Genomic DNA, 13,604 nt, shown 5'->3' with positions numbered 1-13,604 from the left:
AACTAACCGTCAAGGCGTACGGTAAGTGCCGTGACAGCGGAACCCACCCGGCGGACCCAGGCGCAGCGCAGCGGGACCACCCGGTCGAAGATCCTGGACGCCACCGTGCAGTCCCTGGTCGAACGCGGCTATGCGGAGACCACCACCGCCGAGGTGCTGGCCCTGGCCGACGTGCCCCGCGGCACCCTGCTGCACCACTTCCCCACCAAGGTCGACCTGCTCGTCGCGGCGGTGCAGCACCTCGCCCGGCGCCGGCTCGACGTGCTCTCCGCCGAGATCACCACCGTGCGGGCCACCGCACCCGAGGGCGCGGGCGACATCGACGCGCTGATCGACATCATGTGGCGGCACTTCTCCTCGCCGCTGTTCTGGGCCGCGCTGGAGCTGTGGACCGCCGCCCGCACCGACGCCGAGCTGCGCGCGGCGCTGATGCCGGTGGAGCAGGAGGTGTTCGGGGTGCTGCACGAGCGCGCCCGGCACCTGCTCGAGGAGTCCACGCCCGGCGACCCGCGGCTGGCCACCGTGGTGCAGTTCAGCTTCGAGGTGCTGACCGGCCTGGCGATGACCGGCATCGTCAGCGGCGACCTGGCCCACCGCGAGGTGCTCATCCGGCGCTGGAAGCGCGCCGCCGCCATCCTGCTCGGCCGGCGCGACCCGGAGACCCTGGTCGAACGCGGCGCAAAGGAGATCTGACATGGACCACGACCCCTTCGAGACCACCGAGCGGGCGGCGCTGCGCGAGGCGACCGCCCGGTTCGTCGCGCGCGAGATCACCCCGCACCTCGCCGACTGGGAACGGGCCGGCGAGATCCCCCGCGACCTGCACCGCCGCGCCGCCAAGGCCGGCCTGTACGGCATCGGCTTCGCCGAGGAGCACGGCGGCGACGGCGGCGACGCGGTCGACATGGTGGTCAGCACCGAGGCGTTCCTGGAGGCGGGTGGCTCGTCCGGCTGCCACGCCGCGCTGTTCACCCACGGCATCGCCCTGCCGCACATGATCGCCACCGGTGACCCCGCGCTGATCGACCGGTTCGTCCGGCCCGCCCTGGCCGGCGAGCTGGTGTGCGCGCTGGGCGTCACCGAGCCGGAGGCCGGGTCGGACGTCGGCGCGCTGCGCACCACCGCGGTCCGCGACGGCGACGACTACGTGGTCAACGGCGCCAAGATGTTCATCACCTCGGGCACCCGCGCGGACTTCGTCACCACCGCGGTACGCACCGGCGGCCCCGGCGCGTCCGGGATCAGCCTGCTGGTCATCGAGAAGGGCACGCCCGGCTTCACGGTCTCCCGCAGGCTCGACAAGATGGGCTGGCTCTGCTCGGACACCGCGGAGCTGTCGTTCGCCGGCTGCCGGGTGCCGGTCGGCAACCTGATCGGCGCCGAGAACGGCGGCTTCATGCTGATCGCCCAGGTGTTCGTGCCGGAACGGATCATCGCGGCGGTGCACGCCTACTCGGTGGCGCAGCGCTGCCTGGACCTCACCCTGGCGCACGCCCGCGCCCGCGAGACGTTCGGCAAGCCGCTGGTCGCCCGGCAGGTGGTGCGGCACAAGCTGGTCCAGATGCGGCAGCGCATCGAGCTGGCCCGCACCTACACCCGGCGGGTGGCGGCCCGGCACGCGGCCGGCGAGCTGGTCGCCGGCGAGGCCTGCCTGGCCAAGAACGCCGCGGTGGAGGCCTGCAAGCACGTGGTCGACGAGGCGGTCCAGCTGCACGGCGGGATGGGCTACATGCGCGAGACCGAGGTGGAGCGGCACTACCGCGACACCCGGATCCTCGGCATCGGCGGCGGCGCCAGCGAGGTGATGACCGACCTGGCCGCGAAGATCTTCGGGTACGACCGCTGAAACCCCGGTGAACTGCGGCAACTCAGCAATAACCAGGACCAAATCAGACTATTGTTGATATTTATGTTGGTCGATGCTTTACTCGTGGAAGCGCTCCCATACCGATCTACGACGCCGCAGAACGGAGGATGCTCCATGCGTTCCGACCAGTCCGGCCCCCCGTCCCGGTCAGCCTTCCACCGGCCCCTTCGCGCGCTCGTCCTGGTGCTCGCCCTGGTGATCGGGCTGCTGCCCGGCGCCGGCGCGGCCCAGGCCCACGGCACCATCGTCGGCCCCGCGTCCCGCGCCTACCACTGCTGGCAGGCCTGGGGCAACAACCACACCAACCCGGCCATGCAGCAGCAGGACCCGATGTGCTGGCAGGCCTTCCAGGCCAACGCCGACACCATGTGGAACTGGATGAGCGCGCTGCGCGACGGCCTCGGCGGCAACTACCAGGCGGCGACGCCCGACGGGCAGCTGTGCAGCAACGGCCTCGCCAGGAACAACAGCCTGAACCAGCCCGGCGCGTGGAAGACCACCACCGTCGGCAACAACTTCTCCGTCCACCTCTACGACCAGGCCAGCCACGGCGCCGACTTCCTGCGGGTCTACGTCAGCAAGAACGGGTACAACCCCGCGACCCAGCGCCTGGGCTGGGGCAACCTCGACTTCATCACGCAGACCGGCCGGTACGCCCCGGCGCAGAACATCACGTTCAACGTCTCGACCTCCGGCTACACCGGGCACCACATCGTCTTCGTCATCTGGCAGGCCTCGCACCTCGACCAGGCCTACATGTGGTGCAGCGACGTGACCTTCGCCTGATCGGCACGACCGGCGCCCACGGCGCCGCTCCGGCCCGGGACAGTGCGGTCCCGGGCCGGAGTTCCACCGGTCAGCGGGCCGCGCCGCCCGCCGTGCGGACCGCGGCCATGAGCAGCCGCCAGAAGGCGTCCACCTCCAGCCCCACCGCGACGTCCACGGCCGCCTCCCGCCCGGTGCGGCCGTGCAGGTCCACCACGGTCGCCCCACGGGTGTACGTCCCGGCCAGCTCGACGGCGACCGGGGCCGCGACGGTGCGGACCAGGGCCGGGTCGATGACCGCGGCGACCGCGATCGGATCGTGCACCGGCGGATGTGCGAAGCCGAACACCCGCCGATAGGTGCCCGCGAAGTACGTCATCAGCTCCGCGCAGACGGCGCCCAGCGGGGTGCCCAGCCCGCGGAACTCCGCGATGATCTCCGTGGTGGCCAGGGCCCGGTGCGTGACGTTCAGCCCGATCATCGTGGTCGGCAGCCCCGACCGCAGCACGATGTCGGCCGCCTCCGGATCGGTGACGATGTTGAACTCGCCGTACGGCGTCGTGTTGCCCCGATCGGTCGAGCCACCCATGAAGACGACGCGGCGCACGCCCGGCACCACCTCGGGATGACGGCGCAGGAGCAGTCCGACGTTGGTCAGCGGCCCGGTGGCGATCAGCGTGACCGGCTCGGCCGCGCCCACGATCAGCCGCCGCATCAGCTCGACCCCGTGCACGTCCGCGACCTCGGCGACCGGCACGTCGAGGTCGGGCCCGTCGAGCCCGGACGCGCCGTGGATGTCCGCGGCCACGGTCAACTCCCCGACCAGCGGCCGGTCGCAACCGGCCGCCACCGGGACGTCGGTGACGCCGGCCAGCGCGAGGATCCGCAGCGCGTTCCTGGTCGTCTTGTCCAGCGTCTGATTGCCGGCGACGGTGCTGACCCCGAGCAGCCGCACCCCGGGGTCACCGGCGGCCAGCACCAGCGCCAGCGCGTCGTCGTGCCCGGGATCGCAGTCGATGATCACCGGCCGAGCAGCGGATCGCCTCATCAGCACGACGATATGGCAGAGCGCGGTCTCCCCTTTCCGCGGGCCGCGGAGGACACTGTGGAGGGTAGGGAGCCGGCCACCCCGGCCGAGCTGGCCGGGCGGTGCGGCATCCCGGACGCAGCGCGCGGGCGATGGCCGACCTGCTGGCCGACGCCGGCCTGCTGGAACGCGAGGGGGCCGCCTTCCGCACCGCGCCGGACGCCGAGGCGTTCCTGAACGGGCGGGGGCCGGCCGATCTGCGGCCGCTGGCCCGGTACTGGGCCACGGTGAGCTATCCGGCCTGGGGCAACGCCGTCGAGGCGTTCCGCACCCGGCGCGGCGTCCGGCCGGTGCTCGACAAGGGCGCAGACCGAGGCGTACGAGTCGACGGTCGCGCTCGTCACCGCCGAGACCGCGGCCGACCTGGCCCGCACCTACGACTTCGGCCGGCACCGGCGGCTGCTGGACGTGGGCGGCGGCTACGGCACCTTCGCCCGGCCGATCCTGGCCGCGTACGAGCAGCTGACCGCCACCCTGATCGACCTGCCCGAGGCGGCCGCGACGGTGGCCGGGCAGGCCGTCCCCCGGCTCACCGCGGTCGGCGCCGACGTGTTCGAGGCGCCGTTGCCGACCGGGCGCCGCACCCGTCGGCGCGGTTCGGCGCCGGCGCGTTCCTCATCATCAGCGGCGGCGACCTGTACCAGGTGGACGAGGTGGCCGGCTGGCCGGCCGGGACCGGCTGGCGCTTCGCCGGCCTGACCCCGCTGCCGCCGCCGTCCGGCGTGATCGAGGCCACGCCGGCCTGACCACCCCGCCCGGGTCACTGCTGGGCGGCCTCGGCGGGTGCGCGCCGGGCCGGACCCGCCATCGCGTACGCGAGGAGCCCGCCCAGCGCGAGCAACCCGGCCGTCACCGTCGCGGCGGTGCTGGACGGCGGTTGCGCCTGCCAGGTCAGGATCTGCCCGGCGACCGGTTCCGAGCGCGGGAACAGGATCGCGCCCAGCGTCCAGCCCAGCGGCAGGAACCAGGCCCGGGGGGTGCCGATCGTCGCCGCGCTCAGGGCGGTCAGCCCCAGCAGCCCGCCCGCGTCGCGCACCACCATCCAGGCCGGGCCGAAGCGGGCCCCGGTCGCCAGCGTGACCAGCAGCAGCACCACGACGACCAGGAACGCCGCCAGCAGGTGCGCGACCCGGCGTCGCGGCCAGCGCAGCCCGGCCGTGCCCTCCAGGGCGTCGTCGGGGCCGCCGAGGGTGGCCGTCAGGGAGGCGACCAGCAGCAGGACCGTCAGCACGACCATCTGCATGCCCACCGCGCGGGTGTCGGAGAACACCGACCACAGGGACCACATCAGCGTCGCACAGCTGCCGGCCGCCAGCAGCGCCGTCGGGGCACGCCGGGAGCGCAGGTAGAGCGTCAGCCACCTCACGGCGTGCTCCGCGACAACGGGGCGTCGCCGACCGCGCAGTCCGCGGCTGCCCGGCGCAGCGCCACCACGCGGGCCTGGGCCTCGTCGCCGGGCAGCTGCCGCAGGCTCTGCCACACCTGCTCCGCCGAGGTGACCAGCTCCGGGTCGTAGATCCGGCCGGGTGCCGGCGCCCGGCCGGTCAGCCAGGACGCGGCCGCGAGGCTCTCCACCACGCCGACGGACCTCTCGCAGCCGGGCGGGCTGGCGAACGCCCCGGACACCACCTCGGTCAGCACGGCGGACTTCTCCTCGAGGTGGCCGTCCTGGCCGGCCTCGACCCGCAGCAGCACGACGTCCTCGCGCCACGCGGGATAGCGGTCGGGGAAGTAGGTGGTGGTGTCCTCGTGCACCTCCGCCGGCGCGCCCGGCAGCTTCGCCAGGACCGCCAGGCCCTCCCGGGCCCGCGGGGTCACCTCGCCGAGCAGTCCGGAGTGGACCCGGCTGACGCACACCCGGGGCAGGTCGTCGGTGCACACCAGCTGCTGCGCCACGGGGTCGACCGCATCGGTGACGTACCGCTGCTGATGGGGCATGACCGCGATCGCCAGCGCGGCGCCCGCCACCACCGGCAGCAGCGACGCGACCCGCAGCCGCCAGCCGCCGGAAACGGCCAGCAGCACGGCGGTGCCGGCCAGGGCGGCCAGCCAGATCGCCTGGGCGGCGCTGGCCCGGCCGGGCACGGTCGCGTAGGCGCCCGGCATGTTCATCTCGTAGATCGGCGAGAACACCAGCGCCAGCCAGCCGCGGGGACGCGTCGCACCGGGCAGGACCAGCAGCAGCCCGAGGCCCGCCACCCCCAACGCCGGGGCGGTCAGCCGCGACGGCACCAGCCGGCCGATCGCCAGGCCGAGCCAGGCCCCCGCGATCAGCGCCAGCAGGCCGACGGCCGTGACGGCGAGGACCGGCACCGGCAGGTACTCGGCGGTGTCGACGATCCACGCCCCGCCCGCCAGGCCCATCGCCAGGTATCCGGACACCACCGCGAGAGCCATCGCCGCGAGCGTCGGCGCCGCCCGTTGCGCCCTCGGGCGGGGCGTGCTGGCGAACAGCTCCGACACGTTCGACCGGTGCTCGCGGCGGGCCTGCCAGGCGCCGGCGGCCAGCGCCAGCGGCCACAGCACGGCCAGGTAGAGCCGCTGCGCCATGGCCAGCTGCATCCATCCGTCGGCGAACTCGATGCCCTCGGCGAAGTAGAGCACCACCACGCCGATCACCAGCAGCAGCAGGGCGGTCCCGAGCGCCGCGGAACGGCGCAGCTCGATGCCGAACACGCGGCTCATCGGGCGGCCTCCGCCCGGTGCCGGCGCAGCAGCGCGGAGTAGCCCCGCTCGGCCGGGCTGTCGCCGGCGTCGCCCGGCCCGCCCTGGGTGACCAGGTCGTCCGGGGTGCCCTGGTAGACCAGCCGGCCCTCGTTCATGATGACCACGTCGGTGCACGCGGCCACCACGTCCTCGACCAGGTGGGTGGAGACCAGCACGCAACTGTCCACGCCGAGGTCGCGCAGCAGCTCGCGGAAGTCGAGGCGCTGCTCGGGGTCGAGCCCGACGGTGGGCTCGTCGAGCAGCAGCACCGCCGGGTCGTTGACGATCGCCTGGGCGATCCCGGCCCGGCGCAGCATGCCGCCGGACAGCGTCTTCATCCGGGCGTCGGCCTTGGCCGTGAGCCCGACCCGGTCGACGGCGCGCTGCACCGCGGCCGGCACCATCGTCTTCGGCATCTCCTTGAGCCACGCCATGTACTCGACGAACTCCCGGACCGTGAACCGCGGGTAGAAACCGAACTGCTGCGGCAGGTAGCCCAGTCCCCGGCGGACCCGGCGCAGGTCGGCGCGGCCGTCGACGGGCTCCCCCAGCAGGGTCAGCCGGCCGTCGGCCGGCTGCACGACCGTGGCCAGCCCGCGCATCAGCGTGGTCTTGCCGGCGCCGTTCGGGCCCAGCAGGCCGTGCACGCCGGTGCCGAGGGCGAGGTCGAGCCCGTCGACGGCCAGGTGTCGGCCGGCGCGCACCCGCAGCCCCTCGGCGTGGACCGCCCAGGGATAGGTGGTGGGGGCCGTCTCGGCCGCGCTCACCGTTCGCATCGTGGTTCCTCTCAGTTGTGGCTGGACAGCCGGCGGAAGCTGGCGGCCCGGGAAGCGGCGAGTCCGGACAGGGCCAGGGTGAGCAGCACCCATCCGGGGAAACTGCCCGGTTGCAGCACCGCGGGCAGGTCGGCGGAGACGACGCCCGGCACGACCACGGCCAGCGACCAGGCGGCGCCGAGCCCGAGGGCGGCCCGGCGGACGCCGACGAAGGCGCCCAGCGCGATGGTGGCGACCGTGAAGGCCAGGCACGGCAGCAGCGTCAGGGCCAGCGACCCCCCGGTACGGGCACTCGCCAGCGCCAGCGCCGGGACGATCACGGCCAGCACCGCGGCCGTGCGCCGCACCAGCATCGCCAGCCCGGCCGCCGGCGTGCCGGCGATGAGTTCCCAGGCCGGATCGTGGCGCCGGCTCCAGGCGATCGCCACCCCGGGCAGCGGCGCCACCGGAGCCAGCAGCGCCACCAGCGACGGCATCCCGGGCGTCAGCGCCTGCAGCAGGACCGCGCAGCCCAGCACCGCCACCGTCATGACGAGCCACGGCACCAGGTGCCAGACGGCCCAGCGGTGCAGCGGCGCCGACCAGCGCCGGCGGCGGACCGGCGCCGGGCCGCCGGCGATGCCGTGGGCCACGTCGGCGGCGACCCGGTCGAGCAGGTCCCGGACGTCGTCCGGCGCGCCGCCGGCCACCAGCGCCCGGCAGTCCGCGCAGGCCTCCAGATGCACCTCGACCGACCACATCGTGGCCTCGTCGAGCACCGCCTCCCGGTCGGCGTAGCGGGCGATCACCGCGGGACTCGGATGCGGGGTCATGACAGCGCCTCCCGAAGAGCGATCCGGGCCCGCCGGGCCCGGGACTTGACCGTGCTTTCCGGCACACCGAGCAGCAGCGACGTCTCCCGCACCGAGAGCCCGTCGAGCACCATCGCGCGCAGCACCTGCCGCGCCTCCGGCGGCAGGTCGAGCAGGGCCTGTTCCAGTTCGTGCCCGACCCGCCCGGCCATGACCTCGTCCTCGGCGGCGGGCGCGAGCGTCTCGGCGAAGGCCACCGCCGGCACCTGGCTGTGCCGGGCCCGCCGCCGGAACGCGTCGACGAGGCGGTGCGCGGCGATGGTCCACAACCAGCCGACCGCGCTGCCCGACGTGGCCGGCCCGGCGAAGCTGCCCGCGGCCCGCCAGACGGCCAGGTAGGTCTCCTGCATCACGTCGGCGACCACGTCGTCGTCGGCACACCGCCGGCGCAACCGGGCGAGCAGCCACGGCGACGTCCGCCGGTACAGCTCATCAAAGGCGCGCCGGTCACCGGTCGCGGTGCGGCGTACGAGCTCGTCCTCGTCGGCCGCCTGCAGGCTTCGTCTCACAACCACCAAGACGACGGCCCGGCCGCCCACGGTTCGCCACCGGCAGTGACATAGGTCACTAGTTACCGGCGGCGGCGCAGCGTGGGGGGCGGAGACGCGCAGCGCTTCTCCCTCACCGGCCGGCTGCGGGCCACGGCCCGGGACCACCTGGCGGCCCGCTGACCGCGTCAGCGTCCGGGGCGCCGGACGGACGGCTCCGGCGGCGGTCCGGTGGTGCCGCGGGCGACGACGTGGGTCGGCAGCGTGACGTGCGGTGACGTGAGGTCGCCCTGGTGCAGGATGCGGTCGACCAGCTGACCGGCCACCAGCCCCTGCCGCGTCACGGGCTGGTGCACCGTGGTCAGGTCGAACATGTCGGCCAGATGGTGGTCGTCGATGCCCACCACGGAGATCGCGTACGGCACCGGCACCCCGGCGCGGCGCAGCGTGCGCAGCGCGCCGAAGGCGACCTCGTCGGAGAACGCCACCACCGCGGTCGGCGGCTCGGGGAGGCTGAGCAGCTCGTTCATGCCCTCGACGCCGCCGTGGCTGCCCCAGCGGCGGTGCACGACCAGGTCGGGGCGCACCTCGATGCCGGCGTCCTCCAGCGCGCCGGTGAACCCGCGCAGCCGCGCGCCGGGCGCGGCGTACTCCAGGCTCCAGGTGCCCGTGGAGTTGATCATCGCGATCCGCTCGTGGCCGGCCCGGATCAGCTGGGCGGTGGCCTGCCGCCCGGCCGCCACGTCGTCGATGCGGACGTGCGGGTGGTCGCCGAGCGTGCCGCCGGCCATGACCACGGTGACGCCCATCAGGTCCAGGCGCCGCCGCTCGTCGTCGCTGATCGGCAGGGCGACCAGGACCAGCGCGTCCACCTGCCGGCGGGCGGGCAGCTCCGCGAAGAAGCGCCGGCGCTCCCGCTCCTCCTTGACCTCGTAGAGCAGCACGTCGAGGTCGGTGCCGTGCAGGCCGGTCACGATGCCGTCGAGCATGGCGGCGTAGAACCAGTGCGCCACGTCGGGCGTGACCACCGCGACCCGCCCGGTGGCCCCACGCGCCAGCCGGGCCGCGTCCGGGGACACCGCGTAGGACAGGTCGGCGGCCAGCTCCTTGATCCGCCGCCGGGTCTCCTCGGAGACGCCGGGGGCGCCGCTCAGTGCCCGGGAGACGGTCGCGATGGAGACGCCGGCGCGCTCGGCGAGGTCAGCCATGTTCAAGGTCACCGCTCGCTTGGGCACGGTGCCACCGTATATGCGTAAGCGGTTACGGGAAAGAGCAACTCGCGTTGAACAGCAAATATAGGACGAGGTCAGTAAAACATTGACAGTAATGGTGGGCTGTATCACTGTGACTTCGTAAACGCTTACGGACGGGAGTCACCATGAAGCCGACGCGCAGAGCACTCACCCCGTACCGGATCCTCGCCGTGGTGGCGGCCGCCGCCCTGGTCTGCGCCGGAGGGTGCTCCGGGGACTCACCGTCCCCGGCGCCCGGGGGCGCCGCCTCGACGGCGGCCGCGGCGAGCGGCGCGCCGGCCCGCGGCGATGCCGACCTGGTCATCTGGACCTCGGACGTGGCCGGCCGGGCCGTGACGCCGATCGCCCAGGAATTCGGCCGGCGGAACGGGATCAAGGTCGCGGTCCAGGTGATCGCCGCCGACACGGCCGCCACCGCGATCACCGCCAACGCCGCCGGCAACGGACCGGACATCCTGACGCTGCCCAACGACTTCCTCGGCGGTGCGCTGCAGAACGGGGCGATCAAGCCGTTGTCGCTCACCGCCGGCGACCTGTCCGCGTACGAGAAATCCGCCGTGGCCTCGGTCAGCCGGAACGGGCAGGTCTGGGCGCTGCCGTACGCGATGGAGAACCTGGTCCTCTACCGCAACACCGACGCCGCCCCGGCCGCGCCGGCCACCGTGGAGGAGCTGGTCTCGACCGGGCAGGCGGCGGTCAAGAAGGGCACCGTCGATCGGGCGCTCGCCCTGCCGGTCGGGCAGGAGGGCGACGCCTACCACATGCACCCGTTCTTCACCTCCGCCGGCGGCTGGCTGTTCGCCACCGACGCGCAGGGCCAGTACGACACCGGCAAGGTCGGCATCGGCACCCCCGAGTCGATCGCGGCCGCCCGGAAGATCGCGGCGCTGGGCAAGGCGGGATCCGGCGTGCTGTCCCAGTCGGTCGACGGGACCAACGCGATCGCCCAGTTCACCGCGGGCAACGCCGCGTACCTGGTCTCCGGGCCGTGGGCGCTGGCGGACATCCGCAAGTCCGGCGTGCCGTACGACATCACCCCGATCCCGCCCTTCAAGGGCGGCCGGCCGGCGGCGCCGTTCCTGGGCGTCCAGGCGTTCTGGATCATGTCGAACGCCAAGAACCAGGGTTTCGCGGAGGAGTTCGTCAGCAGGACCATGAACACCCCGGCGGCGATGACCTCCATGTACGAGCAGGACCCGCGGCCGCCGGTGCGGGCGGACGTGCTGACGGCGGTGTCGGCCAAGGACGCCGACATGGCCAAGCTCGCCGCCGGCGCGAAGAACGCGACCCTGCTGCCGGACTTCCCGTTCATGGCCGGCGTCTGGCCGCCGCTCGGCCAGGCGTACGCGACGATCGTCGGCGGCGCCGACCCCGCGGCGACGATGCGCAAGACCGGCAGGACCATCCAGAGCGTCGTAGCGGCCCGATGACCGCTGCCGTCGTGGTCAGGGTGCTCTGCCTGGGCACCCTGACCGGCACCGCCGCGGCGCTGACCCCGGCCCTGGTCGCCGAGCGGCGCTACGTGTTCCTGGGTGTCGCCTGGGCCGCCATCGCGGTGCTGCTGGCGACCTACGCCACCCGCCGCGCGGTGCCGGCCAAGTACCTCGTGCCGGGCACGCTGCTGCTGGTGCTGTTCATCGTCACCCCGGTCCTGGCCACCCTGCAGCTGTCCACGACCAACTACGGCGACGGCACCCGGACCAGCAAGGAGCAGACCATCGCCCGGATCCTCGGCAACGCGGTCGTGCGGACCGAGAGCTCGCCGCGGTTCAACCTGTCGGTGGCCAGCACCGGCCCGCCGGCGACCGGGCCGTTCACGTTCTTCCTGGTGGACCAGGCGAGCGGCGCGGCGTACGCCGGCACCGAGGACGGCCTGCGACCGCTGGAGCCCGGCGCGGTGACGCGCACCGACGGCTTCGTCACCGCGGCGCCGGGATACACCTTCCTCACCCCCCGGCAGGTCAACGACGCGACGCCGCTGCTGCGCGAGTTCACCGTGCCCACCGCCGGCGGCGCGATCCGCCAGCAGGGGGTGCGCGAGGCCTTCGAGGGCCGGGCCTTCCTCCGGTACGACGACGTCGGCGACACGATCACCGACACCCGCACCGGGGTACGGTTCACCCCCCAGCGGCAGGGCGACCGGGAGTACTTCGTGGACCCGGCCGGCAACCGGCTGGCGGACCAGTCCTGGCGCGCCGGCGTCGGCCTGGACAACTATCGGCGCGCCTTCACCGACACCCGGATCCTGGGCGGCTTCCTGCGCATCTTCGCCTGGACCCTGGCCTTCGCCACCGGCTCGGTCGTGCTGACCTTCGCCCTCGGGCTCGGCCTGGCGGTGATGCTGAACGACCCACGCGTGCGCGGGCAGAAGCTGTACCGCTCGCTGCTGCTGGTGCCGTACGCCGTGCCGGGATTCATCAGCATCCTGGTCTGGTCCGGCTTCTACAACCAGGAGTACGGCCTGATCAACGCCTCCACCGGGCTGACCGTCAACTGGCTCGGCGATCCACTGTGGGCCAAGGTGGCGCTGCTGCTGACGAACCTGTGGCTCGGGTTCCCGTACATGTTCCTGGTCGCCACCGGGGCGCTGCAGGCCGTGCCGGCCGAGCTGAAGGAGGCCGCGACCATCGACGGGGCCGGCGGGTTCACCGGCTTCCGCCGGATCACCTTCCCGCTGCTGCTGGTCGCCGTGGCGCCGATCCTGGTGGCGACGTTCGCCTTCAACTTCAACAACTACAACGTCATCGAGCTGCTCACCCACGGCGGGCCGTTCACCCCGGACAACCCGGACGCCGGGGCGACGGACATCCTGATCAGCTACACCGTCCGGCTCGCCTTCGGCGCCGGCGGGGCGCAGTTCGGCTTCGCGTCCGCGATCGCCACCCTGCTGTTCGTCATCACCGGCGTGCTGGCGGCCGCGCAGTTCCGCACCACCCGCCGCCTCGAGGAGGTGGGCTGAGGTGCGCCGCTGGTGGCGGGAGGTCGGCTGGCGCCACGCCGGTGGCGTGGTGGCGGTCGCCTTCGCCGTGATCCCGGTGCTCTACGTCGTGTCGGCGTCGGTCAACCCGCTGGGCACGGTGGTCTCGACCGGCGTGATCCCCACCAGCTTCAGCCTCGTGCACTTCCAGTCGCTGTTCGGCGAGCCGTCGCGGCCGTTCCCCCGGTGGCTGCTCAACACCACGGTGGTGTGCGTCGTGGTGACCGCCGGGCAGGTGTTCTGCAGCGCGCTCGCCGCGTACGCGTTCTCCCGCTTGAAGTTCCGCGGCCGCCGCGGCGGGCTGCTGAGCCTGCTGCTGATCCAGATGTTCCCGCAGTTCCTCGCGGTCGTGGCGCTGTTCACCATGTTCACCGAGATCGGCGAGGTGGCGCCGGCGCTCGGGCTGAACACGCTGCTGGGCTACAGCCTGGTGCTGATGGGCGGGGCGCTGGGCCAGGTGTGGCTGATCAAGGGCTTCTTCGACACCATCCCCCGGCAGCTCGACGAGGCGGCGATGATGGACGGCGCGGGCCACGCGACCATCTACTTCCGGATCGTGCTGCCGCTGGCCCGGCCGATCCTCGCGGTCACCGGACTGCTGGCGTTCGTCAGCGTGATCGGCGAGTTTCTGATGGCCTCCATCTTCCTCACCGACACCCAGGTCAAGACCCTCGCCGTCGGCCTCTACGGCATCATCGAGTCGGACCGGTCCAACAATCTGGGCGTGTTCGCGGCGGGGGCCCTGATGACGGCCCTGCCGGTGGTGCTGCTGTTCCAGTACCTGCAGCGCTACATCGTCGGCGGGCTCACCGCCGGCTCGGTGAAAGACTGACC

At 73.3% G+C, this 13,604-nt stretch carries 13 protein-coding genes and 1 pseudogene; 7 read left to right on the top strand and 7 right to left on the bottom strand.

What is annotated here, in order from left to right:
* Window positions 1–30 precede the first annotated feature (30 nt).
* The 3 genes from ACIBQZ_RS13450 to ACIBQZ_RS13440 all read left to right on the top strand — a co-directional run bounded on the left by ACIBQZ_RS13450 (window position 31) and on the right by ACIBQZ_RS13440 (window position 2,653).
* Window positions 31–693, top strand: a complete 663-nt coding sequence (locus ACIBQZ_RS13450) for a TetR/AcrR family transcriptional regulator (protein ID WP_396088868.1) — start codon at window positions 31–33, stop codon at window positions 691–693.
* Window position 694: 1 nt separating this feature from the next.
* Window positions 695–1,846, top strand: a complete 1,152-nt coding sequence (locus ACIBQZ_RS13445) for an acyl-CoA dehydrogenase family protein (RefSeq protein ID WP_396088867.1) — start codon at window positions 695–697, stop codon at window positions 1,844–1,846.
* Between the two features lie 135 nt (window positions 1,847–1,981).
* The gene (locus ACIBQZ_RS13440; RefSeq protein ID WP_396088866.1) at window positions 1,982–2,653 is read left to right on the top strand and encodes a lytic polysaccharide monooxygenase; all 672 of its coding nucleotides are present in this window, start codon (window positions 1,982–1,984) and stop codon (window positions 2,651–2,653) included.
* 70 nt (window positions 2,654–2,723) lie between these two features.
* Here ACIBQZ_RS13440 and ACIBQZ_RS13435 read toward each other — a convergent pair whose 3' ends face one another.
* The gene (locus ACIBQZ_RS13435) at window positions 2,724–3,680 is read right to left on the bottom strand and encodes a nucleoside hydrolase (RefSeq protein ID WP_396088865.1); all 957 of its coding nucleotides are present in this window, start codon (window positions 3,678–3,680) and stop codon (window positions 2,724–2,726) included.
* A 447-nt stretch (window positions 3,681–4,127) separates the two neighbouring features.
* Here ACIBQZ_RS13435 and ACIBQZ_RS13430 point away from each other — a divergent pair.
* Window positions 4,128–4,232 (top strand): annotated as a pseudogene (locus ACIBQZ_RS13430) (hypothetical protein); the annotation flags it as partial.
* 247 nt (window positions 4,233–4,479) lie between these two features.
* Here the strand turns inward: ACIBQZ_RS13430 and ACIBQZ_RS13425 are convergent.
* The 6 genes from ACIBQZ_RS13425 to ACIBQZ_RS13400 all read right to left on the bottom strand — a co-directional run bounded on the left by ACIBQZ_RS13425 (window position 4,480) and on the right by ACIBQZ_RS13400 (window position 9,775).
* Window positions 4,480–5,085, bottom strand: coding sequence for a hypothetical protein (locus ACIBQZ_RS13425; RefSeq protein ID WP_396088864.1), 606 nt, complete (start codon window positions 5,083–5,085; stop codon window positions 4,480–4,482).
* Complete coding sequence (locus ACIBQZ_RS13420) at window positions 5,082–6,404, bottom strand: hypothetical protein (RefSeq protein ID WP_396088863.1); 1,323 nt, start codon at window positions 6,402–6,404, stop codon at window positions 5,082–5,084. The genes ACIBQZ_RS13425 and ACIBQZ_RS13420 overlap by 4 nt, the downstream gene beginning before the upstream one ends.
* Window positions 6,401–7,201 (bottom strand): ABC transporter ATP-binding protein, encoded by an 801-nt coding sequence (locus ACIBQZ_RS13415; RefSeq protein ID WP_396088862.1) that lies wholly within the window; start codon window positions 7,199–7,201, stop codon window positions 6,401–6,403. The genes ACIBQZ_RS13420 and ACIBQZ_RS13415 overlap by 4 nt, the downstream gene beginning before the upstream one ends.
* 11 nt (window positions 7,202–7,212) lie before the next feature.
* Window positions 7,213–8,013 (bottom strand): hypothetical protein, encoded by an 801-nt coding sequence (locus ACIBQZ_RS13410; protein ID WP_396088861.1) that lies wholly within the window; start codon window positions 8,011–8,013, stop codon window positions 7,213–7,215.
* Complete coding sequence (locus ACIBQZ_RS13405) at window positions 8,010–8,561, bottom strand: RNA polymerase sigma factor (protein WP_396088860.1); 552 nt, start codon at window positions 8,559–8,561, stop codon at window positions 8,010–8,012. The genes ACIBQZ_RS13410 and ACIBQZ_RS13405 overlap by 4 nt, the downstream gene beginning before the upstream one ends.
* Window positions 8,562–8,728: 167 nt before the next feature.
* Window positions 8,729–9,775, bottom strand: coding sequence for a LacI family DNA-binding transcriptional regulator (locus tag ACIBQZ_RS13400; RefSeq protein WP_396088859.1), 1,047 nt, complete (start codon window positions 9,773–9,775; stop codon window positions 8,729–8,731).
* A 143-nt stretch (window positions 9,776–9,918) separates the two neighbouring features.
* On the opposite strand from ACIBQZ_RS13400, the gene ACIBQZ_RS13395 reads away from it, so the two are divergent.
* From ACIBQZ_RS13395 to ACIBQZ_RS13385, 3 genes are read left to right on the top strand one after another with little or no spacing between them, the layout of a single operon-like run.
* Window positions 9,919–11,223 carry an extracellular solute-binding protein gene (locus ACIBQZ_RS13395; protein WP_396088858.1) on the top strand — a complete coding sequence of 435 codons (1,305 nt, stop codon included), beginning with the start codon at window positions 9,919–9,921 and terminating at the stop codon, window positions 11,221–11,223.
* The gene (locus tag ACIBQZ_RS13390) at window positions 11,220–12,752 is read left to right on the top strand and encodes an ABC transporter permease subunit (protein ID WP_396088857.1); all 1,533 of its coding nucleotides are present in this window, start codon (window positions 11,220–11,222) and stop codon (window positions 12,750–12,752) included. The genes ACIBQZ_RS13395 and ACIBQZ_RS13390 overlap by 4 nt, the downstream gene beginning before the upstream one ends.
* Before the next feature lies 1 nt (window position 12,753).
* Complete coding sequence (locus ACIBQZ_RS13385; RefSeq protein ID WP_396088856.1) at window positions 12,754–13,602, top strand: sugar ABC transporter permease; 849 nt, start codon at window positions 12,754–12,756, stop codon at window positions 13,600–13,602.
* Window positions 13,603–13,604: the final 2 nt, after the last annotated feature.

Origin of the sequence: Actinoplanes sp. NPDC049599 (assembly GCF_044465625.1) — a bacterium.
GTDB lineage: Bacteria > Actinomycetota > Actinomycetes > Mycobacteriales > Micromonosporaceae > Actinoplanes.
This window is presented reverse-complemented; position numbering and strand designations above follow the sequence as displayed.